Here is a 22840-nt window from a genome sequence, read left to right on the forward strand (position 1 = left end):
CTACAGTAACTTTTTCTGTTGCAGCCACTGCGTTGCCACGCTGCTGGCATCCTGCCCTTCTACCGCAATTTTCGCGTTAAGCTGTTGCAGTGTTTTTGTATCAAGGGCGCTGAAGACCGGTTTCAGCCAGTCAGCAATGTCGGGATAAGCCTTAAGCACCGACGCGCGGATCACCGGCGCAGGCGCATAAATTGGCTGTACGCCTTTCGGATCGCTCAGCGTCTGTAACCCCAGCGCCGCCACCGGCCCGTCAGTGCCGTAAGCCATCGCTGCATTTACGCCAGAGGTTTGCTGTGCCGCTGCACTGATCGTCACCGCAGTATCTCCCCCGCCAGCGACAACAGCTGATCCTGGCTGAGATCGAAGCCGTAAGCTTTTTCAAACGCAGGCAACGCATCACTGCGCTCAATAAACTCAGCCGAGGCGGCCAGTTTCAAGGTGCCGCCTTTTTTCAGATAAGCACTGAGATCATCCAGTGACTGTAAATGATTTTTATCCGCCAGGTCTTTGCGTACCGCGATAGTCCAGGTGTTGTTCGCAGGCGCAGGCGTCAACCAGATCAGATTATTTTTCTCCGCATCAAGCTTTTTAACTTTGTCATATCCCTGCTGCGCATTTTTCCACAAGCTGTCTTTTTCATCATTGAAGAAAAAAGCGCCGTTACCGGTATATTCCGGATAGATATCCAGCTCACCGGCGGTAATGGCCCCGCGCACCACCTGGGTATTGCCTAACTGAATTTTGTTGACGGTTTTCACGCCATGCTTTTGCAGCACCTGTAAAATCACATTGCCAAGCAGCGAGCCTTCGGTATCAATTTTTGAACCTACCCGCACCGGATCGGCAGCGTGCGCTGTACTCAGGCTGAGCAACAGCGCGCTTATTCCGATCCACCCCTGAAATTTCGTCATGACGCATTCCTTGTTTTCAGCACTACGTTTTTAGCGGTATGTTCTAAAAGCGTAGCCTGGCGTTGCGGTTGCGCGACCAGCAATAATTGATTCAGTTAACAGATTAATACCATTGTGATCTGAGTTATAACCTAATGGAATTTACGTCCAGACGTCCGCGGATTATTCTCAATTTCTATTTTTATAAAAAACAGACAACATCATGTCCGACTTAACTTCTTCAGCCCATGTGGCAACGGCAGGGAGTACGCCCACGGGCGAAACGCAATGGATCCGCAGCGCATCAGATGTCTCCAGTCTGATTAACAACGGCAACAGCGCACGTAATAACGCCCGCATTGTCGTGGCGATTGCGCTCGGCGGCGTCTTTCTTGATGCATACGATCTGGGTGCGCTGGCGTTTGGTATCAAAGACGTTGCGCGTGAATTCAACTTAACACCCACTGGCACCGGCATGGTGGCATCGGCTATTACCTTTGGGGCTATTGTCGGTGCGCTTATCGGCGGCTATCTCACCGATAAAATTGGTCGCTATCGGGTCTTCATGGCCGACATGTTCTTCTTTGTTGTCGCGGCGCTGGCCTGTGCTTTTGCACCGAATGAGTACGTGCTGGGCGGCGCACGCTTTGTGATGGGACTTGGCGTTGGTATTGACTTGCCGGTGGCGATGGCATTTTTAGCGGAGTTTTCCAGACTACGCGGTAAAGGTAACAAGGCTGCCAGCGTAGCGATGTGGTGTCCGACCTGGTATGCGGCGATCAGCATCTCCTATCTTCTGGTGCTTCTGCTGTATGCGGTGTTGCCGGAGAGCCATTCTGACTGGCTGTGGCGCCTGATTTTAGGCTTTGGCGCCGTGCCTGCTATTTTGATCATTGCGATTCGCAGCCGCTATATGAGCGAATCGCCGGTGTGGGCGGCGAATCAGGGCGATTTGCAAGGGGCGGCGAATATTTTACGCCGTTCATGGAATATCAATGCCCAGGTCGCAAAAGATGCCTCGCTGACACCGGCTAAACCGGCCCGTCGCGCCCGCTGGCGTAACTATGGTGCCCTGTTGAAGGGTGTCTATCTGCGCCGGACGTTGCTGGCTACGATTACCTCGATCGCTTCATCATTTGCTTATAATGCTGTCGCGTTTGGTTTACCGGTGATCATCTCCAGCTTTTTTGCCCAGTCGATGCTGACCACCATTTTGGTCTCGCTGGCGCTGAACCTGCTGTTTGCCTTTGTCGGCGGCATACTTGCCGTACGTCTGGTGCCGACACTCGGCGCGTGGAAGATGTCGGTGGCGGGCTATGCCTGTCAGTGTGTGGCGCTGCTGGGTCTGGCGCTGATCGGTCGCCCGGAAGGTGGACAGGAAGCATTGCTGGCTATCGGTATGCTGGCGCTGTTCCTGTTCGGCCAGGGATTTGGCCCCGGCTCGCACACCATGACTTTCGCCTCACTAAGCTATCCAACTTCGCTGCGCGGCGTTGGCGTTGGCTTCAATCAGACCTTAATGCGTGGCAGTTCAACCGTATCGCTGTTTCTGTTTCCGGTATTGGTCGCGGCTCTGGGGACGGGCGTATTTTGGGTGATATTCCTTGCGCCGCTGGCAGGTTTGCTGGCGCTGCTGGCGATACGCTGGGAGCCGTCGGGCTATGATGTTGACGCTGAGGATTTTAATCAGTGAATCAGACCGCACCTGATGAGGTGCGGTTTTACATTACACCGGGAAGCTAAATGCGTCAAAATGAGCAGGAATGCGCGGAAAAGTATGGATAAACCACGGCGTAAACTGCTGCGGATGTTGTGACATCTGCTGCTGTATCTCCGCTATCGGACGATAGTCGAACGCATCCGCTTCCTGCGGATTAAGAGTGGGTAAGTCGTCACATACCGCAAAAAAGACGTGACCATACTCATGTTCAGTCAGGCCATTGCTGAGTGGCAGGTTATAACTCAGTTCAAACACTGGCGTGAGCGAGACATTCATACCCATCTCTTCACGCAGACGACGTTCAGCCGCATCCTGTGTCGACTCATGCGGATAAGGATGGCCGCAACAGGTGTTGCTCCATAAACCACCACAGTGGTATTTGTCGCTGGCACGACGTTGCAATAGCAGCTCTTGCCGCGAATTGAAGATGTAGACCGTCACCGCACGATGCAGTAATCCCTTCTCATGTACTTCCAGCTTTTCCATTTTGCCGGTGGGACGATCCAGATGGTCGACGAGAATAACTTCAATAGCAGACATGTCGGTTCCTTGCGTTAATTCCTCACTATTTTGGCACAGGAATCAGATCTTTGAGTGTAAAAAAACGTATTCCCAAACCCCAGGCCGCGCCAGACAAGGTATGAAGGGCAGGAAAAAATCAGGCCAGCATAGCTGGCCTGCGAAAAATTACAGTTTAAAGCTTTGTACTACCTGCTCAAGCTGCACGCTTTGCGCTTCCATCGCCTGTGCGGCGGCAGAAACCTGCTCAACCAGTACCGCGTTCTGCTGCGTCGTTCCATCAAGCTGAGTGATAGCAATGTTAACCTGCTCAATGCCCATGCTCTGTTCACGGCTGGCGGACATGATTTCACTCATTAATGTGGTGACGCTGCTGACACCCTGCATCAATTCATCCATAGTGGTGCCGGCCTGCTCAACCAGTTGACTGCCGGCATCAATGTTTGCCACGGATTCTTCAATCAGCTTCTTGATTTCTCGCGCTGAGTTCGCTGAACGCTGTGCCAGACTGCGCACTTCTGAGGCCACCACGGCGAAGCCCCGTCCCTGCTCACCAGCTCGGGCTGCCTCTACCGCAGCGTTTAATGCCAGGATATTGGTCTGGAAAGCGATACTGTCGATGACGCTGATGATATCGACCACTTTACGTGACGAATGATGGATCTCACCCATGGTGCTGACCACCTGCCGAACCACGTCAGTGCCGCGTGCTGCCACCTGTGACGCCCCGTCAGCCAGCTGGTTGGCATGCGTGGCGTTATCCGCGTTTTGGCGCACCGTGCCGGTCAGTTGTTCCATAGAGGCCGCCGTTTCAACAATCGAACTGGCCTGATCTTCAGTACGTGACGACAGGTTCGCATTGCCGCTGGCAATTTCACGCGATGCGGCGGTAATGGCCAGCGCGCTGTCGCCAACCTGACGCATTAATCCTTGCAGATAGCTGATGAACTGGTTGAAACTTTGCGCCACCGCATTAAATTCCGGGCTGTTACTGGCAGGCAGGCGCTGGGTTAAATCTGCACCGCCCTGCGACAGCGCCTCGATATTGCTGTTCAGCACGCTCAAACGCTTCATCATGTTTCGCACAAAGCCGAGCAGCACCAGCAGCAGAATCACAGCCAGGGGATCTGTACCAGTCCAAGGCGCGTCAGCATGTTATGCGCCTGCGCATTCAGCAGGCTGGTCGGTACGCTGCTGGCGAGATACCACGGACTGTCAGGAATGGCCTGAAGCAAGAGCGTCTGCTCGCCATCATCGGTGTCGTAAGCCATTTCGGTTGGCTGCGCGCCTGCATTTGCCAGCATCGCTTTCAACGGTGCCGCCATCGGTATTTGCAGGTCAGTCAGGTTCTGCAGTTTTGCCGTGCTGTTCGCCAGCGCGGCGTTACCAACAACTTTGCCGTCTGCTTCCACAATCAGGACGTTGCCCTGAATGGCGTCACCCATTTGTTTCGCCAGTTGGTTGAAAAAGCCGAGTGTCACATCAATTGTGGCTACGCCCCAAACCGCGCCATTGCGATAAATTGCCATCGCGCAGTTCGTTCGCGGTTGCGGGCTTGCGGCATCCTGATAGGCTTTCGCCCAGGCGCAATGCCCTTTAGCCGCCGCCATGCCATCTTTGTACCACGGCTGCTCCCAGTAATTGTCGGCCGCGGCTGAGTTCCAGTAAGTATTTTCCTGCAATTGATTACTGGCATCGCGCGCAAAGAAACTGCTGTTTTTCTCTTTGTCTGCATCGCGCCGATTCGGCAGAGGCCAGATACCGCCGCCAAAGACGTTGCTGTCCTGATACTGGTTCACCAGCGTTGGCAGAAGTTTATCAATGGTGCTGCTCTCCATCACCGATGCCGCTTCCGTAATGGCACGTTGCTGCGCCTGCACGCGGTTCATCTGTTCCACGATACCGCTTGCCAGTGAGTCGACCTGATAACGCACCAGGCGATTTTCGTTATGCACGAGTTGAGGCGCGACAAACTGGTTGATCACCAGCACGGTGATCACCATCAGTAACATAAAAAATGCGATGAGTGTTGCAGTGAAGCGGGATTGGGTTGTTTTTAACATCGTTGTTCCCTCAAGCCTGGTACGGCGCGATTGCCTGATCGGGATTAACGGCTTGCTTAAAGGGAACTTGAGGTGGTGAAGATCACAGAATCAGGAAATAGTTGATTACTGTCATAATTTAGATGCAGAGCCTGTAGCTCAGGACAATGCGCACTGATGTGCTCAACGCGCATAGCCACGATTACTCGTCTGAATCCACGACCTGCTGGCGTGGACGGAAAATATGATTATTGCCTTCTGCGGTCAGCCATTCTCTGAGCCGCTGGCCGCCCTGCTCGTCAGCCTGGGCAAATTTGCGCTCCGCTTCTGTTATCGGTGTCGCCCATAACAAGGTTGGCCTGTCGCCGTCACGCTTGGGTAGCTTGAATTGCGCCTTATCACCCGCCAGCTCATTCGACAGCAGAAAACTTTCAAACCCCACTGGAGCAACTTCAGATGCCAGCGTATGCCCTTCACCCAGCCAGGTCAGGCGCGCCCAGGGCAAATGAACAAATTCTGCCAACGCGCTGGCCATCTGTACCGCATTGCCTTCGGTCATCACTTCACCATCAACCGCTATGGCTAACTCAATCCGGCGATACTGCGGCGCCAGCTCATCAAACAGATAATCGACCTGCGGCATAGGGCGAATACTCATGCCCAGCGTCAGAAAATACCATACGCCTTTATGCCAGTGCTGAGAGATAGCCATGGGCGGCCAGCTGCCCTGATCGATAGCGTAATACTTCACTGATTCGCCAAACTGCGCCTGGTAACAGGTCATGAGGGCTTTCTGCACCTTGTCCCATTCACTACCGTCATGCCATTCTCGCCAGAACTGGCGCTGCTGTTCGGCACGCGCGTAGTAATCGTTGGTTGAGGCCGAGCCGAGCGGCGCGGTCAGGCGATTTTTCCTGATACACCCTGCCGAAAAACTCACCTGCTTGTTTTGATACAGGCTCCAGCCGGGAATGACCGCCAAAAAGTTGACCGTAATACCACAGCGCCGCGCCATCATCACCCGGCTCCCACAGGACTTGCAGTCCCGCCGGATCAAGTGCTGGCTCCGCTTCCAGCGTGCGGCAATATTCGGCGCTGAGCAGCGGCGCAATGCCCTGCTCCATTGCTTCACGATCTTCCTGTGCTGGCGCGGGTAACAGATTACGCAGCCAGCAGCCACGCACCGCATACTGGCTGCGAAACAGATCCGTCGGCCAGATATAGAAGTAAGCGGTGCGCGCATCCTGCTCGACGATCGCCGTCAGGGTACGTTGCTGATTGTAAACTTCAGCAATCAGAGGTTGGTACGTCATAGTGCCTCGACAAAGCCAGGAGGAATTCATTTTCCTCGAGATTAGAGCAGGATCCTGACTGCCGCCATGTGTGACAAGGGTAAAAATCTCAAAGTGTCGAAAGGAGAGGATAAGCAAGCTTATTAAGCCAAACAGAAAAGTACCCTGCGTGCCACCGGTGCCCCTTTTTGAAGGTAAGATTGCCACGCCTGTTGCGTGACAATCTGTTCACGACGCGCCTGTTACACCTGTCAGCAAGGTTACGTTTTGGCCGTCAGGGATTTCTGCCCATGCGCAACATAGCGCGCTGATAAGCCCCGCGCTGAATTGACCAACGCAATGAAGCGGCAATCACATCAATCTGTCGATCAAGCAATCTTTGCTGCCAGCGGCCAATACGATGACCAGACATCGCCTGTGCCCAGTCTGGCATGAGTCCAATGCCCGCCTTTAGCATCACTTTCATTACCGGTTTTGCCTGCCAGCTCGGTGCAGGGGCGTTCATAAGCCGGTGCGTCACATCCGCTGTGCGCTCATCAAAGCGCAACTCGCTGCGTATCTCCTGCAGCCAGGCCTCCACCGCAGCGCAGCTTTTAGGGACATTTTTCGCACCTAACGCTTCGGCAATGACAGCCGCCTCTTCGTAATAGCGATCTTGCTCGTATGCGCTGAGAGAGGCATTTTTATAACGCAGATGTGCAGCCAGAAAACGGCTGGTTTCAGCAACGTGAACCCAGGTAAGCAGATGCGGATCGCTGGCCGCATAAGGTTTACCGCAGTTATCAACGCCACTGACTTTAAGATGAATGCGCTTAACCCGCTCGATGAGTATTTCAGCATCCTGCCGGTTGCCGAACGTCGTCACGGCGATGAACTGGCTGGTGCGACGCAACCGTCCCATCATATCCTGACGAAAGTTGGAATGATCCCAGACGCCTGCCAGCGCAGCGGGATGCAGCATTTGCAGCAGAAGCGCACTGATGCCGCCGCACATCATTGAGGTGAAATCGCCGTGCACGCGCCAGATCACGCTGTCTGGCCCAAACAGGCCGGGATCGCCGGGCGGCTGGGAGATATCAAACTCATTCAGTCCCAGGCCGTTCAGACGAAAAACTTGTTGTTGAATGCGGTATCGAATGTTCATGTCGTTGTCTTCTGCGGCTCAATGCTTTTACCCCAACGCTCCTTACTACAGGAGGAGCGTTGGGGAATATCGCGCAGAGTTACTTATAAATAATCAAACTGCGCATCCTGAGTGCGTACGGAATCCAGCCCGATCATAACGTTAAATTTGCCTGGCTCAGCGATATGCTGCATTTGCTGATTCCAGAACTTCAACGCATCGACATCAATCTTAAAGGTGACGGTCTGTGACTCACCGGCCTTCAGCATGATGCGCCTGAAGCCACGCAGCTCCTGCACTGGACGGCTGAGGGTGGCGACAGGATCGTTCAGATAGAGTTGCACCACCGTGGCGCCATCACGTTTGCCGCTGTTGGTCACGGTTACGCTCGCTTCAATAGTACCGTCACGTGGCATCGTGCGCGATGACATCTTCACCGGCGACAGCGTAAATGTGCTGTAACTCAGACCATAACCAAACGGATAGAGCGGGCCGTTAACCGCGTCATAATAGTGTGATGTGTACTTGTTGGGCTTCGCAAAATTATAAGGGCGGCCGGTAGGCAAATGATTGTAATACACTGGGATTTGTCCAACTGAACGCGGGAAAGAGACCGGCAGTTTGCCCGATGGATTGTAATCACCAAACAGCACATCAGCGATAGCGTTACCGCCTTCAGTGCCACTAAACCAGGTTTCCAGCATGGCATCGGCCATCTGATCTTCCTTCACCAGCGTCAGTGGACGGCCATTCATTAGCACAATCACCAGCGGTTTACCCGTGGCTTTCAGCGCGGCGAGCAGTTTCTGCTGGCTGGCCGGGATTGTCAGTTCGCTGCGGCTGGAGGCTTCATGCGCCATTCCCTGCGCTTCGCCGACTGCTGCGACCACCACATCCGCCTGTCTGGCTTTTTCGACGGCTTCATCAATCAATTGTTGTGGCGAACGCTTATCAACCGATACCGCTTGCTCATAGAGATTAAGGAAGTCCTGAATGCCTTTATTGTCGGAAATATTGGCCCCTTTGGCGTATAACAGCGTGGCCTTGCCTGCCGTCGCGTTACGCATTCCCTGTAGCAGCGAAACGGATTGTTTTGCGACACCTGCCGCTGACCAACTGCCCATGATATCGCGTTGGCTGTCCGCCAGCGGGCCGACAAGCGCAATCGTCCCCGATTTACTCAGCGGCAGCGTCTCCAGGCGGTTTTTCAGCAGCACCATGCTTTTCCGCGCGACGTCACGCGCTTCGGCACGGTGCAGGCGGCTTTCTGCGTTAGTGTCCTGCGGATCGCTCTCTTTTGGACCAAGATGGCTGTACGGATCGTTAAACAGCCCCATGTCATATTTGACGTTCAGTACGTGACGCGCCGCATCGTTAATTTCCGCCATGCTCACCGCGCCGCTTTTCACCAGACCGGGCAAGTATTTGCTGTAATACTCATCGCTCATACTCATATCAACGCCCGACTTGAGGGCAATGCGCACAGCATCTTGTGGATCGCTGGCAACGCCATGCTTAATCAACTCTTTGATTGCACCGTGATCGCTAATCGTAATGCCTTTGAATTTCCACTCACCACGCAGCAGATCTTTCAGTAGCCAACTGTCTGCCGTTGCGGGCACGCCATTGATGGAGTTCAGTGCCACCATCACCCCGCCGCTGCCCGCATCCAGTGACGCTTTATAGGGAGGAAGATAGTCCTGAAACATGCGCTGAGGACTCATATCAACCGTGTTGTAATCGCGTCCGCCTTCCACAGCACCATACAGGGCGAAGTGTTTCACGCTGGTCATAAGAGAGTAGCGATCGGCGGCGCTTTTGCCCTGCATCGATTGCACCATGCTGCGGCCCATCTCTGACGTCAGGTACGTGTCTTCACCGAAGCCTTCTGATACGCGCCCCCAGCGCGGTTCGCGACTGACATCAACCATCGGGGCCCAGGTCATATTTAACCCATCATCGGCAGCTTCATAGGCGGAAATGCGTCCAACTTCACGCACCGCGTCCAGATCCCAGCTGGCCGCCAGGCCGAGTGGAATCGGAAAAATAGTGCGCTGACCGTGCACGACGTCGTAAGCAAAAAACAGGGGGATTTTCAGTCGGCTGAGTTGCATCGCCTGATCTTGCATGGCGCGAATATCCTGACGCGTCACAGTATTGAAAATCGCGCCGACCTGACTTTTATGAATCATCGCGCGGATGGCTTCTTTAGGATTGTCGGGGCCGACACTGATCAAACGTAGCTGGCCGATTTTCTCATCCAGCGTCATCTTATTAAGCAAATCGTTGACGAAGGCGTCGCGCGCCTGCTCAGTCATCGGATGGTTACCACTTAACTCCTCCGCTAGCGCGGGTTGCATGGCGAGGGAAACAGCGAGACTAACAGAGTAAATCCATTTCATCAGTTCGGGTTCTCTTAAGTGACTGCGCAATATCAATTAAACAGGCGGCAGTGTGCCACAAGATGAGGATAGCAGGTAGCCACCGCTGGCACACTGGTCCCACGCAGCGGACGTGCTACAGTAATGACGCATTAACAAGATAAGGGAATGAATGATGATAAACACCTCTGCCCTGCTTTCCGATTTACGCCGTTTAGTCGGCGCTTCTCACCTGCTCACAGAAGCAGAACAGACCGCACGCTATCGAAAAGGCTTTCGCTCGGGCGAGGGTGATGCGCTGGCGGTGGTCTTTCCCGGTACGCTGTCAGAGTTGTGGCAGGTGCTGCAAACACTGGTCAGTGCCGATGTCATTATTTTGATGCAGGCTGCCAATACCGGCCTGACCGAAGGTTCAACGCCGCAGGGTAACGATTACGATCGCCCGCTTGTGATCATCAGCACGTTACGGCTGGATAAATTACAGCTGATTGATGGCGGCAAACAAATTTTAGCCTTTCCGGGCAGCACGCTGTATCAACTGGAAAAAGTGCTTAAACCGCTGGGACGTGAGCCGCATTCGGTGATTGGTTCATCCTGTATTGGCGCATCCGTACTGGGCGGTATCTGTAATAACTCAGGCGGTTCGCTGATCAAACGCGGTCCGGCTTACAGCGAAATGGCGCTGTTTGCACAAATCGATGCGCAAGGTAAGTTAAAGCTGGTTAACCATCTGGGCATCGATCTCGGCACATCGCCGGAAGAGATATTAGGCCGGCTGGATGACGATCGCTGGCAGCCGCAGGATGTGCAGCACGACGGGCGCCATGCGTCAGATCATGAGTATGCTGAGCGGGTGCGAGATGTAGATGCCGACACACCAGCGCGTTTTAACGCCGATGCGCGCCGCCTGTTTGAAGCTTCCGGCTGTGCGGGCAAGCTTGCCGTATTTGCCGTGCGACTCGACACCTTTCCCACTGAACCGCAGCAGCAGGTTTTTTATATTGGGACTAACGATGTGGCCGTGCTGAGCGACATTCGTCGTCATATGCTGGCGCATTTCAAAAATTTGCCTGTCGCGGGCGAATATATGCACCGTGATATTTACGATATTGCTGAAGTTTATGGCAAAGATACCTTTCTGATGATCGACAAACTGGGCACCGACAAAATGCCGCTGTTTTTCTCCCTGAAAGGTCGCGTAGATGCCTGGCTGGCAAAACTCTCTTTTATCAAACCCCACTTCACCGATCGTATGCTGCAACGTTTGACCCGTCTGTTTCCCCTCACCTGCCCAAGCGAATGACGCAGTATCGCGATAAGTATGCTCATCACTTAATGTTAAAGATGTCTGGCGACGGTGTCGCTGAAGCGCGCAACTATCTGAAAGATTATTTCCGCGAAGGAGGCGGTGAATTTTTGAGTGTGAAGGCAAAGAAGGTACACATGCGTTTCTTCATCGCTATGCAGCGGCAGGCGCGGCGGTTCGTTATCATGCGGTACATGCTGACGATGTCGAAGATATTCTGGCGCTGGATATTGCGCTGCGACGCAACGATCGCGACTGGTTTGAAACGCTACCGCCAGACATTACGCAATCGCTCAGTCACAGCCTCTATTACGGTCACTTCTTTTGTCACGTTTTTCATCAGGACTACATCGTTAAGAAAGGCGTCGATGCGCATGCGTTAAAAGAGAAGATGTTAGAAATTCTTCAGGCGCGCGGTGCAGAATATCCCGCAGAGCATAACGTGGGGCATTTGTATCAGGCCAGGCCGCAGCTTGCGGCGTTCTATCGCCATCTTGATCCAACCAACAGCTTTAACCCTGGCATTGGTAAAACCAGCAAGCAAAAAGGCTGGGCGGTCAGAGTGCCATAACGTATAGCGTGCGAAAATAATAGATAAAAAAGGCTTAATAAGCCTTTTTTATTCTTAACAACAAATAAGAAATTAACATTGTAATTCCTTCAACCACAACACTGAATTAAACAAACATAAATTTAACGAAAAACGGATTTTATAAATTAGCGTTTCACGTTAATTAACCCTTTATTTACCAAAACAACACCCGGCATTAATTTGCGCACAGGATCACAGCTCTGGCTTTTTTATATTGATAATTCGCGGCGCAAAAAATACTTTCAATCAGGTAACACCTTTTTAATAAACAATGCCTTTTATTTTTCTTACTCAAGGATGGTTCTTTATGGGTAATAAAATTTCAATACCTTTTATATTTTCAGCAGCGATAGTCAGTGGTGCCGGTTGCTTTATTTCCACCCTTCCCGTCTATGCAGCGGGTTTCGTCGAGGATTCAACCTTAACCGGCGCCTTCTATTACTGGCAACGCCAACGCGATCGAAAAGAGTTAACCCCCACGGCCGAACATTACGGCCAGTATCGCGCTAATCTTCATCATTCAACATTGAATACCAGTCTCGATTATCAATCGGGCTATGCGGCTGATTTCATCGGTCTCGATCTGGCGGTATTTGGCGCAGTGGAATTGGCTAACAGCGGGCCAGCCGCACCGAATGAGATTGGTTTTAGTGATGCACGCACCCGCTGGGATGAAGAGTGGAGTGGCGATAAAAGCGGAGCCAGTATTTACAAAGCTGCGGTTAAATTAAAATGGTCTGATTACTGGCTGCGTGCGGGATATTTGCAGCCCAGCGGTCAGACTCTGTTAGCCCCGCACTGGAGCTTTTTACCCGGTACCTATCGTGGATTAGAAAGTGGTGCTAAATATGATTTCTCTACTGCTGGCGAATTTTCATTTTCCTATATGTGGAGTGATTATTATAAAGCCCCTGGTATCAACACATGTATAACTTCCGCAAAGCCGATGGCAAAACAGGCATCCCTTATTTACACTCCATCGGCGTTAAATATGACTTCAAAAACAATTTGGTGCTGGAAGGTGCATTCGGCCAGGCTGCTCACTATATGGATCAATATTTTGCCAAACTCTCCTGGGCTTTCCCTTTAGGTGAAAATGATCTGCGGACCAGTTATCAATTTTATGGCGCACAAGATAAAGAGCGTGGTGGTGCCAGTAATCCTAATGATGTCTATGATGGTCTCGCATGGCTACAGGCATTAACGCTGGGCTATACCCTCGGCCCGGTGGATTTACGTCTGGAAGGAACCTGGGTAAAAGCGGAAGGTAATCAGGGCTATTTCCTGCAGCGCATGACACCCGGATATGCCAGCAGTAATGGTCGACTGGATATCTGGTGGGATCAGCGATCTGACTGGAACGCCAACGGGGAAAAAGCGGTGTTTGTCGGCGCTATGCTTGATCTCTCCCCATGGCAATTAGCCGGCTGGAAAGTCGGGGCTTCTTACGCCTGGGGCTGGGATGCGAAACCGTCAACAAATCCAGCCTGGGATCAACAGCAGCGCCTGAAAGAGTCAGCCTGGAGTCTGGATTTAGCTTACCAGATCCAGCAAGGCCGTTTAAAAGAGACCACGTTTAAGCTGCATTACACCCAATATGATAACCATACCAATATCCCCAGCTACGAAGGGGGTTACAGCAATATTTTTCAGGACGAAAAAGATGTGAAGTTTATGGTGATTGCGCCTTTCACCGTTTTTTAATGTCCTGAAAGACTTTTTCTTGCCGATTTAAACACCGCGTGACCAGGGTAATAAGCCAGTTTGCTCAGGTTTGGCTCAGGCAAAAATAAAAGGCCGATAGCGTATCGGCCTTTTGCATTATGGCATCTGCTCTTCTGCCGCTGCCGCGTGCTGGCGTCGTTCGATAATCATCGTCTGCGGCGTCGACAGCATAATGCCCTCTTTGCGCAGTCGCGTCAGAATATCGAACAACAGATCGCTTTTGGCCCCTGAAATTTGTCGCTGGCCCGCCACGTTGCCAGTGACGCTTAGCACAATACCTTGTGGTGTCAGATCTTTAAACGAAACCGACGGTTCTGGCGTTTCAAGAATGCGTTCGTTTTCGTTATAAACCTCCAGCAAAATTTCGCGCACCCGTACCGGATCGATATCCAGCGGGAAAGTCAGCAAAATCGTAACGACACCCTGTGCATTACCCATGGTCGCGTTACGCACGTTCTGCGAAATAAGCTGTGAGTTCGGTACAATTACCGTTGATTTATCGCCCAGTTGAATTTCGGTCGCACGCACATTAATGCGGCGAATATCACCCTCAATACCGCTGATGCTTACCAGATCGCCCACTTTCACCGGTCGTTCAGTCAGTAGAATCAGACCAGAGATAAAGTTTTTCACAATCTCCTGTAGGCCAAAACCGATACCCACCGACAAGGCGCTGACGATCCAGGCCAGTTTGTTCCATTGCAGGCCCATGATCGAGAGCGTCAGCAGGATAATCAACACATAACCGATGTTACTGAACAGCGTCACCAGCGAAACGCGCATCCCGACATCCATGGTGGTTTTTGGCAGGAAATCATTATCCAGCCAGCGACGCACCGAACGCAGCGCATAGATGCCGACAAACAGACAGACCAGCGCATTAACCATATGAGCCGGTACGATATTCAGCGATTCCAGCCCTTTACCGCCCCAGAATTCAATGGCTTTTTGCACCAGTTCAATCGGGGTTGAAGAGGCAAAGGTGCCATTCAGCAACGCCAGCGCAACGAACAGGATCAATAGTGTTTTACCGATCGCCGCTAACAGCGTGGCAGCCTGTTGCAGATATCGCTCATCAATATTCAGCGAGTTCTGGATACGCTTGCCTGAGGAGTTGCTGGTTGAAAACAGGCTTTCACATCCGTCATTAACCAGATGGCTGAGGAAATAGAACGAGCCAAACAGGATGCCGCACCAAATCACTTCATAACTCATGAAGCGCGCCATTGCGACGTAACCAATCACCAGTGACAGCAGAATCGCAACCGCTGTCAGCGTAAGCGCCATTTGGATCAGGCCAACCAGGGTAGAGCGCGCCTCCGGCGGTGTGCCTGCCAGCGCCATGCGGCGACGTACGCGATTAGTGCGCATGCTGATTGCCAGTGCGGTGCTGCCAATCAGCAACGCGGTCAGGCCATTGGCAAAGATAGTGGTACTAAGGCTGGTGCCAACGCTGTAATTGTAGGCTTCCGCCGTCTGGAAGATAAACACCAGCAAGGCGGTAATCGGCGGAAACGGCTTCAGCGCCGTCGCCACGTCGTTGGAAAGGAGTGGTAACCGCCAGCTGGGACGCCGCGTTGATAAAAAGGCACGGCCTAAACCGGCAATCAGACCACAAAACACGCTGAGCTCGACCAGCCGATCAACGAAACCCTGCACATCGCTTGAGACTTCATCGCGGCGGGTAAAAGCCAGCGCGATAAAATTAAAGGCCAGCACGACCGCAACCAGCGTTGTCAGGGCGATCGCCGCCGCCAGGAAGCTGCGGCGCAGGCGCCCTTCGGGCAGTTTGTGAATGCTAACCCAGGCAAGAAACTCTTCGCTGTAACGACGCCCTAACGTCATCACCAGCAGTGCGGCGATTAGCCAGGCAACGGTGCCCACGCGCCAGCCCGCCTCCCACGACAGCGCAGCCGTGTTTTGCAGTTCGTCGCGGAAATCACTGATCTTTTCACCATCAAGATCCTGGCGACTGAACAGGGGTGCCCAAAACCGGGTGCCTAAAATACTGCCGGAATTAAGTGCCAGTTGGTTTTTTAGCTGATCGCGACGTAAATTGACGATTTGCGACGAGAGCATCAGCGCACTGTTTTTAATGCCCTCGGCCTGCTTAATTTGATCGTCCATTTTGCTTTTCTGGCTTTCGAGCGCGTTACGCTTGCGCGTCACTTCTGCGGTCTCTTTCACGCCGCTGTCTGGCTTGGGTGCGGGCCCGAGCACCGCAAGCTGCGCCTCAAGCTGTTGCCGATCGGGCAGCAGCGCCTGACCCAGCGTATCGGCATTTCCCGACAGCTCCAGCGCCATATCATTGAGCTGATTGAGTTTGCTTTCATTTGCATCGCCCGACACCTGCCCTTTGAGCTTGTCGAGGATTTTCTGCATTTTCGGCAGTTCAACTGCTGCATTGAGCTTTGGCTGCGATGCTTCTTCCTGAGCGGCATCAGCCTTTTCATCTGCTGCCTGGCTGAACGTGGGAGCCAACACCATCAGCGCCACGAATAACAATGTAAAAAGGGATTTTAACTTAAACATAAGAGTGGGATTCCAGCACAATAATCAGGCGAACGTCCCTCGCCAGTCGCGCGTAGTGTAGGGCTTAGTCTGCTGTGAAACTATAGGAATTAAGGCATTCTGAACGTGCTCACCGCAGTGAGCACCGAACATTTTTTATTCAACCGCGGCCCTGTTGGTCCCATTGCTGGCGACCTGTGACGCTTTTTGTTTTTATACGCCAGCGCAGCAGCGGGAACCGGTGCCGCTTTGCCGGTTTCTAACCAGTCGCGCAGACGACTGGCATCGGCAAAATGGGTATATTTACCAAAGGCATCCAACACCACCAGCGCCACTGGCCGGTTATTAATCATGGTGCGCATCACCAGACAATGCCCCGCCTCATCGGTATAGCCGGTTTTGGTTAACTGAATGTGCCAGTTATTTTTATAGACCAGATGATTGGTATTGCGAAACGGCAAGGCGTAATTCGGATGTGCGAATACAGCCGTCTCTTCTTTGGTGGTGCTGAGCTGACCCAGCAGCGGGTACTGGCGGGTTGCTTTGAGTAATTTAATTAAATCTTCTGCACTTGAAACGTTATGAATCGACAAACCGGTCGGCTCAACGTAGCGGGTATGCATCATACCCAGCGCACGCGCTTTGGCATTCATCGCACGAATAAAGGCGTTGTATCCGCCCGGATAAGCATGCGCGAGGCTGGCAGCAGCGCGGTTTTCTGATGACATCAGCGCCAGCAACAGCATATTACGACGACTAATCTGACTGTTGAGTTTTACGCGGGAAAACACGCCGCGCATTTCTGGCGTCTGGCTGACATCTACCGTCAGCATTTCATTCATCGGCAGATGCGCATCCAGTACCACCATTGCTGTCATCAACTTTGTGATAGAGGCAATAGGTCGCACGCGGTCTGGATGACTGGAAAACAGAATTTTATTGGTATTGAGATCGACGATCATCGCACTGCCAGAAGCAATTTGCGGCTGGGCAATAGGGGCCAGTTGAGAAAGTGACGTCGCCGCCTGCGCTGGAAGTGAAAGCCCTTGCCCGGAAACGAGCAGCGCCAGCGACAGCAGTGAATAACGAATTTTTGCAGGCATCGTAAGAAAAGACCCGGTTAAGATTGTGCGCTGTGTTAAACACAGGCCGCCCGCTTCAGACCAGACGGAGCGCGGGCTGGCAGCAGCATCATACGCTTAAGATTGGGAGATTTCCTGGTGAGATTGTTTCCGGGCGTTAAAAGCATGCTGCCGCCAGCGTGGCGGCAGCGACAGAATTAAAACAGCCTTGGTCCGTATCCCCACAAAACAACTGTCATCGCCAGCAGGACTTCAAATACCAGAACACCAATAGCCAGCGTAGAGCCAGAGAAACGCAGACTCTCATCACGGTCGATATTCAGAAAGAGCGGAATACCGACATACAGCAAATAGCCGGTGTAGACCATTGCCAGCGCACCGATAAGCACACACAGCCATACCAGTGGATAAAGTGCCACTAAGCCGCTTAAAAACAGCGGTGTCGCCACGTAACCAGCAAACACCGTACAACGTTGAACGCTGGGACGCTGCGGATAGTTGCGCGCCATCCAGTGAATAACGCGGCCCATAACGGCTACGCCGCCTAAAATAATCAAATAGAACAGGATGCCGAGTCCAATCCCGGTCATCAGGTTGAGTTGAATATATTGCCCTTCGCCCAAATTCCAGCCCAACTGCGTGGTACCGATAAAGGCGCAAATCACCGGGATTGCGGCCATTAACAGAACATGGTGGGTGTAATGGTGCGAAACGCTTTCATTCTCTTGCTTGATATCGCGCATTTCCTGATTAGGATGCGCCAGAAGACCCCAGACATGATTCATACAATCACTCCTCTGATGCGAAGGGCCGCCCTTTTACCTGCAAACCGATCGCGAGGGCAGCTTCCCCTCAAGTATAAACGGCGCAGCAATTTGTGTAGTGATTGCGCAATAAATCAGCGAAAAAGCCTGACACCCGCGTCCGGGCAGATGCCTTCGCCGTTAGCGTATAGACTGAGAGAAACGTTTATCTGACAGGGAGGCTAATTTTGCACTTTGATATCAATGGATTAATAACTCAGTACGGTTATCTCGCGCTGTTTCTTGGCTGTATCGCGGAAGGGGAAACCTTTACATTACTCGGCGGAGTGGCGGCGCATGAGGGCCTGGTGCAGTTTACTGGCGTGGCCCTGGCGGCAATGGGAGGCGGAATTGTTGGCGATCAGTTGCTGTACTGGCTGGGACGACGCTACGGCGCGCGTATTTTGCGCCGCATCAAGAAACATCAGGACAAAATTGTCAAAGCCAACCGCCTGATTAAACGTCGCCCCAGCCTGTTTGTGATCGGTGTTCGCTTTATGTATGGCTTTCGTCTGATTGGACCAGTCATTATTGGCGCCAGCCGCCTCAATCCAATGAAATTCTTTTTACTGAACATTGTCGGCGCAGCCATTTGGGCACTGATATTTGTCACGCTCGGCTACTTTGCAGGCGGCATTATTACGCCCTGGCTACACAAACTCGACCAGCACGTAAAACATCTGCTGTGGCTGGTCGGGGCGATTGTATTTGCGCTGCTGCTCCGCTGGATCATTCGTCGCTGGCACACCAGACGGGCCGATCAGTAACCTTTGAACTGTGGGTTCGCCAGCATAAAGCCGCCATCGACAATAAAGGATTGCCCGGTGGTGTAGGTGGCCCACTCTGAGCAGAGCCAGGTGACCATGCTCGCGATTTCACGTGTGTCGCCTGGCCGACCCGCAGGGATGTCGGGCATTTTCACCTTGTGTGCATCTTCGTCACTCATATCATTCATCGGCGTGGCGATCGCACCAGGCGCGACGGCATTCACCAGGATCTTATGCGGCAACAGACTCAGCGCCATCGCTTTGGTTAAGCCGCCCAGTGCATGTTTCGCCGCCGTATAGGCAACTGAACCCGGCAGCGGAGTATGTTCATGCACCGAGGTGATGTTAACAATGCGTCCTCCTTCGCCCTGCTCCACCATTTTACGCGCCGCAATCTGGCCACAAATAAGCGCGCCATCAACGTCCACACTGAATATTTTTCGCCAGTCTTCAAATTTAATATCCAGAAAATCGGCTTTTACATTGGTGCCTGCATTGTTCACCAGCACATCAATGCGGCCAAATTTGTCGATCAACTGCTGCAATGACTTACCGCCCTGCTGCGGATCAGACAGGTCGAGTTGAATAATTTCGGCGCGCTGGCCTTTGTCACGCACTTTACGGGCGGTTTCCTGTGCGCCTTGCTCATCTGAACGCCAGGTAATGCCAATATCAAACCCCTGCTCTGCCAGCATTTCAGCACAGCGGCTGCCGATACCTGAATCTGATGCGGTAATCACGGCTACTTTCGTCTGTTGAGTCGACATCTCTACCTCCTATAAAAAGTGTGTCAGAAAAGTATAGATGTTATCCATCTGTGCCCAAGCGAGGCCGTATTGAGTCACCTGGCTATAGTTAAATCTGAAACTGAGCGGGAGAAACGAATGAGCACGGTAAAACGCAAAATTGAAGACCACGGCATCATTGGCGATTTGCGCACCTGTGCACTGATTGCCAATGACGGCACCATTGATTATCTCTGTTGGCCAGAGCTTGACAGTCCTTCAGTGTTTAGCGCCCTGCTTGACAGCGACGAGGCCGGGCTGTTTTCGCTGGCCCCAGACTGGCAAGATGTGCGCCGCCAGCAACTTTATCTTCCCGATACCAATATCTTACAGACGCGCTGGTTAAGTGATGATGGCGTGGCGGAAATTACTGATTACATGCCAATCTGTGATGACCGCGACAAACTGCCACGCCTGATTCGCCGGGTCAAAATGGTGCGGGGTTGCGCACGCTTCAACATGCGCTGCGCGCCGCGTCACGATTACGCCCGTGCGCATACCCGAGCGGAAGCTCAGCGCGGTTGTATCGATTTTCATGCGGAGGGTCAGCCCTCGCTGCGTCTGGCGGCAACCGTGGTGATGACGCGGGAAGAGAACGCAGCCACCGCCAGCTTTGTTCTCAAGGCAGGCGAGCATGCCGAGTTTGAATTTGGCAGCGTTAACGATGCACACATAGAAGCTATTGCTACCGAGCGATGCTTTGAAGATACCCTTACCTTCTGGCGGCGCTGGAGCAACCAAAGCAACTACAATGGCCGCTGGCGAGAGAGAGTTCAGCGTTCGGCGCTGGCACTCAAGCTGCTGACATCGTGGCAGCACGGTTCTATTGCTGCCGCGGCAACCTTTGGCTTACCGGAAGAAGTCGGCGGCGAACGTAACTGGGATTACCGTGCTTCATGGATTCGTGACGCCTCGTTTAGCATGTACGCCTTAATGCGGCTCGGCTATGTTGAGGAGGCGAAACATTTTACCCACTGGGTGGGGCGTTGCGTCGTGAACAGTCACCATGATGAGATGCGTTTACAGGTGATGTATCGTCTCGACAGCGGCACTGAATTGCATGAAATCGAGCTGCTTAATCTTTCTGGCTACGGTGATTCACGTCCGGTGCGTATCGGTAATGATGCCTGGCAGCAAACCCAACTGGATATCTACGGCGAACTGATGGATGCCGTCTACCTTGCCAATAAATATGGCGAAGCGATTTCCCAGCGCGGCTGGCGCTACGTTTCACAAATGATTGACCGCCTGTGCGATAGCTGGAACGAGCCGGATGCCGGAATCTGGGAGATGCGCGGCAAGCCAGAACATTTTTTACATTCGCGCTTAATGTGCTGGGTAGCCCTGGATCGTGCATTACGTCTCGGCATGAAACGATCGCTGCCGATGCCTTATGAACGCTGGGACCGGGTCCGGCGTGAAATTCGCGAAGATATCTGGCAAAACTTCTGGAACAGCGAGCGCGGCCACTTTGTTTCAACGCGAAACGGAGAGAATCTCGACGCCTCTATGCTCTTGATGCCACTGGTCCGTTTTGTCGGTGCCACCGATCCTGACTGGCTGGCTACGCTCGATGCGATAAAAACGCAGCTGGTAAGCGACGGGATGGTGCGGCGCTACAATATCGATGAAACACCCGCTGACGGGCTGAAAGGCTCGGAAGGATCGTTTGGTGCCTGCTCCTTCTGGTACGTAGAGTGTCTGGCACGTGCCGGGCGCATTCAGGAAGCGCATTTCGAGTTTGAAAAACTGCTCAGCTATGCCAATCCGCTCGGCCTTTATGCGGAAGAGTTTGACAGCCGTGGCCATGCGCTAGGCAACTTTCCGCAGGCTCTGACGCATCTGGCTTTAATCAGTGCCGCCTTTTTCCTGAATCGCAAACTCAGCGGTGAAGTGACGTTGTGGCAGCCCTGAAAAGCCCTGTTTCGCCCAAAATCACTAAAAGAATCGTCTGGTTAACACAAGAGGTTAGGTAAAGTATGTTAAGCGGTCTAAAATCCTGATTCACAACTTGAGAACAATGAACATATAATGCGCAGCGGGTCATCTGACCGGCATGGGTTCGACACACTGACAAGCCTGAAATATGGCGATAACGACTTGTAAAATATGAAAATGAGCATTCGCGCGTTCGCTTCAATCGCTTTGGCCCTGGCCGCTTTCAGCCAGTCTGCCTTTGCCGTGGTTTACCCTTTACCAGCCGCTAACAGCCGTTTGGTTGGGGAAAATATCGAAATTACCGTCCCACAAGACAGCAAACTGCCGCTGGAAGCCTTTGCAGCGCAGTATCAAATGGGTCTCAGCAATATGCTGGAAGCCAACCCTGGCGTTGACGTTTATCTGCCACAGGCTGGCCGTAAAATGATCATCCCGCAGCAGCTGATTTTGCCTGACGCCCCACGTGAAGGCATTGTGATCAACAGTGCGGAAATGCGTCTTTATTATTATCCGAAAGGCACCAAAACCGTTGTGGTTCTGCCCATTGGTATTGGTGAGTTAGGAAAAGATACGCCGATCAACTGGACCACCAGCGTACAGCGTAAAAAGGATGGCCCAACCTGGACGCCAACCAAAGCGATGCACGCCGAATATGCCGCGCGCGGTGAAAACCTGCCGGAAGTGTTCCCGGCTGGCCCGGATAACCCAATGGGTCTGTATGCGCTTTATATTGGCCGTCTGTATGCCATTCACGGTACCAATGCTAACTTTGGGATCGGTCTGCGCGTGAGCCACGGCTGCGTCCGTCTGCGTGCTGACGACATCAAATGGCTATTCCAGAATGTGCCGGTGGGTACGCGCGTGCAGTTTGTTGACCAGCCAGTTAAAGCCACGGTTGAGCCAGACGGTTCACGTTATGTGGAAGTCCATAACCCGCTCTCTACCACCGAAGAGCAGTTTAACTCGCGTGAACTGGTGCCTGTTACGCTGACTCAGACGGTGAGCAAAGTGCTGGTTGACGCTAGCGTTAATCAGGACCAGGTGAATAACGCTATTCAGAGCCGCACCGGCATGCCGGTAAAAGTTAACGGCGTCGCTGACAGCGTGCCAACAGCGCCGGTTGATGTTCCTGAAACCCCTGACGCGCAGCCAAAGAAGAGCCGATGTCACCGGTGACATCACAGGGTGCAAATGTACAGGCGCCGAACGCCGCACAGCCGCAGCCGCAGCCGCAGCCGCAAATTCAGCCTGCCACCGCAAACGATAACAATTCATAAAAGCTTCTCGCATTAGTCTGAGTTGCACGGTAAAAGCCAGCGCCTGTCGCTGGCTTTTTTTGCCGAATATTTCGCCTCTTTTAATTG

General features: G+C 52.8%; 9 protein-coding genes and 7 pseudogenes. 6 read left to right on the top strand and 10 right to left on the bottom strand.

Annotated features, from left to right (window positions below; genetic code table 11):
- Nucleotides 1–911 (bottom strand): annotated as a pseudogene (gene osmF / locus O3W44_RS07100) (glycine betaine ABC transporter substrate-binding protein OsmF).
- Nucleotides 912–1113: 202 nt separating this feature from the next.
- On the opposite strand from osmF, the gene O3W44_RS07105 reads away from it, so the two are divergent.
- Nucleotides 1114–2583, top strand: a complete 1470-nt coding sequence (locus O3W44_RS07105) for an MFS transporter (RefSeq protein WP_269292513.1) — start codon at nt 1114–1116, stop codon at nt 2581–2583.
- Nucleotides 2584–2616: 33 nt separating this feature from the next.
- Here O3W44_RS07105 and idi read toward each other — a convergent pair whose 3' ends face one another.
- The 5 genes and pseudogenes from idi to bglX form a co-directional block, all read right to left on the bottom strand.
- Nucleotides 2617–3150: an isopentenyl-diphosphate Delta-isomerase gene (gene idi / locus O3W44_RS07110; protein WP_269292514.1), complete on the bottom strand. Its 534-nt coding sequence runs from the start codon at nt 3148–3150 to the stop codon at nt 2617–2619.
- 147 nt (nt 3151–3297) lie between these two features.
- Nucleotides 3298–5192: pseudogene (locus tag O3W44_RS07115) on the bottom strand (methyl-accepting chemotaxis protein).
- A gap of 181 nt (nt 5193–5373) precedes the next feature.
- A pseudogene (locus O3W44_RS07120) lies at nt 5374–6484 on the bottom strand (suppressor of fused domain protein).
- A 253-nt stretch (nt 6485–6737) separates the two neighbouring features.
- On the bottom strand, nt 6738–7607 hold the full coding sequence (locus tag O3W44_RS07125; protein WP_269292515.1) for an oxygenase MpaB family protein: 870 nt from the start codon (nt 7605–7607) through the stop codon (nt 6738–6740).
- Between the two features lie 83 nt (nt 7608–7690).
- Entirely contained in the window at nt 7691–9988 is a 2298-nt protein-coding gene (bglX, locus tag O3W44_RS07130) for a beta-glucosidase BglX (protein ID WP_269292516.1), read from the bottom strand.
- A 154-nt stretch (nt 9989–10142) separates the two neighbouring features.
- On the opposite strand from bglX, the pseudogene dld reads away from it, so the two are divergent.
- Together dld and chiP are read left to right on the top strand one after the other, a co-directional pair.
- A pseudogene (dld, locus tag O3W44_RS07135) lies at nt 10143–11844 on the top strand (D-lactate dehydrogenase).
- A gap of 328 nt (nt 11845–12172) precedes the next feature.
- Nucleotides 12173–13569: pseudogene (gene chiP / locus O3W44_RS07140) on the top strand (chitoporin ChiP).
- 117 nt (nt 13570–13686) lie between these two features.
- Here chiP and O3W44_RS07145 read toward each other — a convergent pair.
- From O3W44_RS07145 to O3W44_RS07155, 3 genes and pseudogenes are all read right to left on the bottom strand, one after another.
- Nucleotides 13687–16122 (bottom strand): DUF3772 domain-containing protein, encoded by a 2436-nt coding sequence (locus O3W44_RS07145; protein ID WP_269292517.1) that lies wholly within the window; start codon nt 16120–16122, stop codon nt 13687–13689.
- Between the two features lie 135 nt (nt 16123–16257).
- Nucleotides 16258–17204 (bottom strand): annotated as a pseudogene (gene pbpG, locus O3W44_RS07150) (D-alanyl-D-alanine endopeptidase).
- Nucleotides 17205–17380: 176 nt separating this feature from the next.
- On the bottom strand, nt 17381–17968 hold the full coding sequence (locus O3W44_RS07155) for a Yip1 family protein (RefSeq protein ID WP_269292519.1): 588 nt from the start codon (nt 17966–17968) through the stop codon (nt 17381–17383).
- Between the two features lie 206 nt (nt 17969–18174).
- Between O3W44_RS07155 and O3W44_RS07160 the strand changes: the two genes are divergently transcribed.
- Complete coding sequence (locus O3W44_RS07160) at nt 18175–18753, top strand: DedA family protein (protein ID WP_269292520.1); 579 nt, start codon at nt 18175–18177, stop codon at nt 18751–18753.
- On the opposite strand, the gene O3W44_RS07165 is transcribed toward O3W44_RS07160, so the two are convergent.
- Nucleotides 18747–19520 carry an SDR family oxidoreductase gene (locus O3W44_RS07165; RefSeq protein WP_269292521.1) on the bottom strand — a complete coding sequence of 258 codons (774 nt, stop codon included), beginning with the start codon at nt 19518–19520 and terminating at the stop codon, nt 18747–18749. The two genes, O3W44_RS07160 and O3W44_RS07165, sit on opposite strands and share 7 nt — an antisense overlap.
- 117 nt (nt 19521–19637) lie before the next feature.
- On the opposite strand from O3W44_RS07165, the gene O3W44_RS07170 reads away from it, so the two are divergent.
- Nucleotides 19638–21452, top strand: a complete 1815-nt coding sequence (locus O3W44_RS07170; protein ID WP_269292522.1) for a glycoside hydrolase family 15 protein — start codon at nt 19638–19640, stop codon at nt 21450–21452.
- Between the two features lie 195 nt (nt 21453–21647).
- A pseudogene (locus O3W44_RS07175) lies at nt 21648–22753 on the top strand (L,D-transpeptidase family protein).
- Nucleotides 22754–22840: the final 87 nt, after the last annotated feature.

The sequence above is a fragment of the Pantoea sp. LMR881 genome, from assembly GCF_027157825.1.
In the GTDB taxonomy this organism is placed as follows: Bacteria; Pseudomonadota; Gammaproteobacteria; order Enterobacterales; family Enterobacteriaceae; genus Pantoea; species Pantoea haifensis.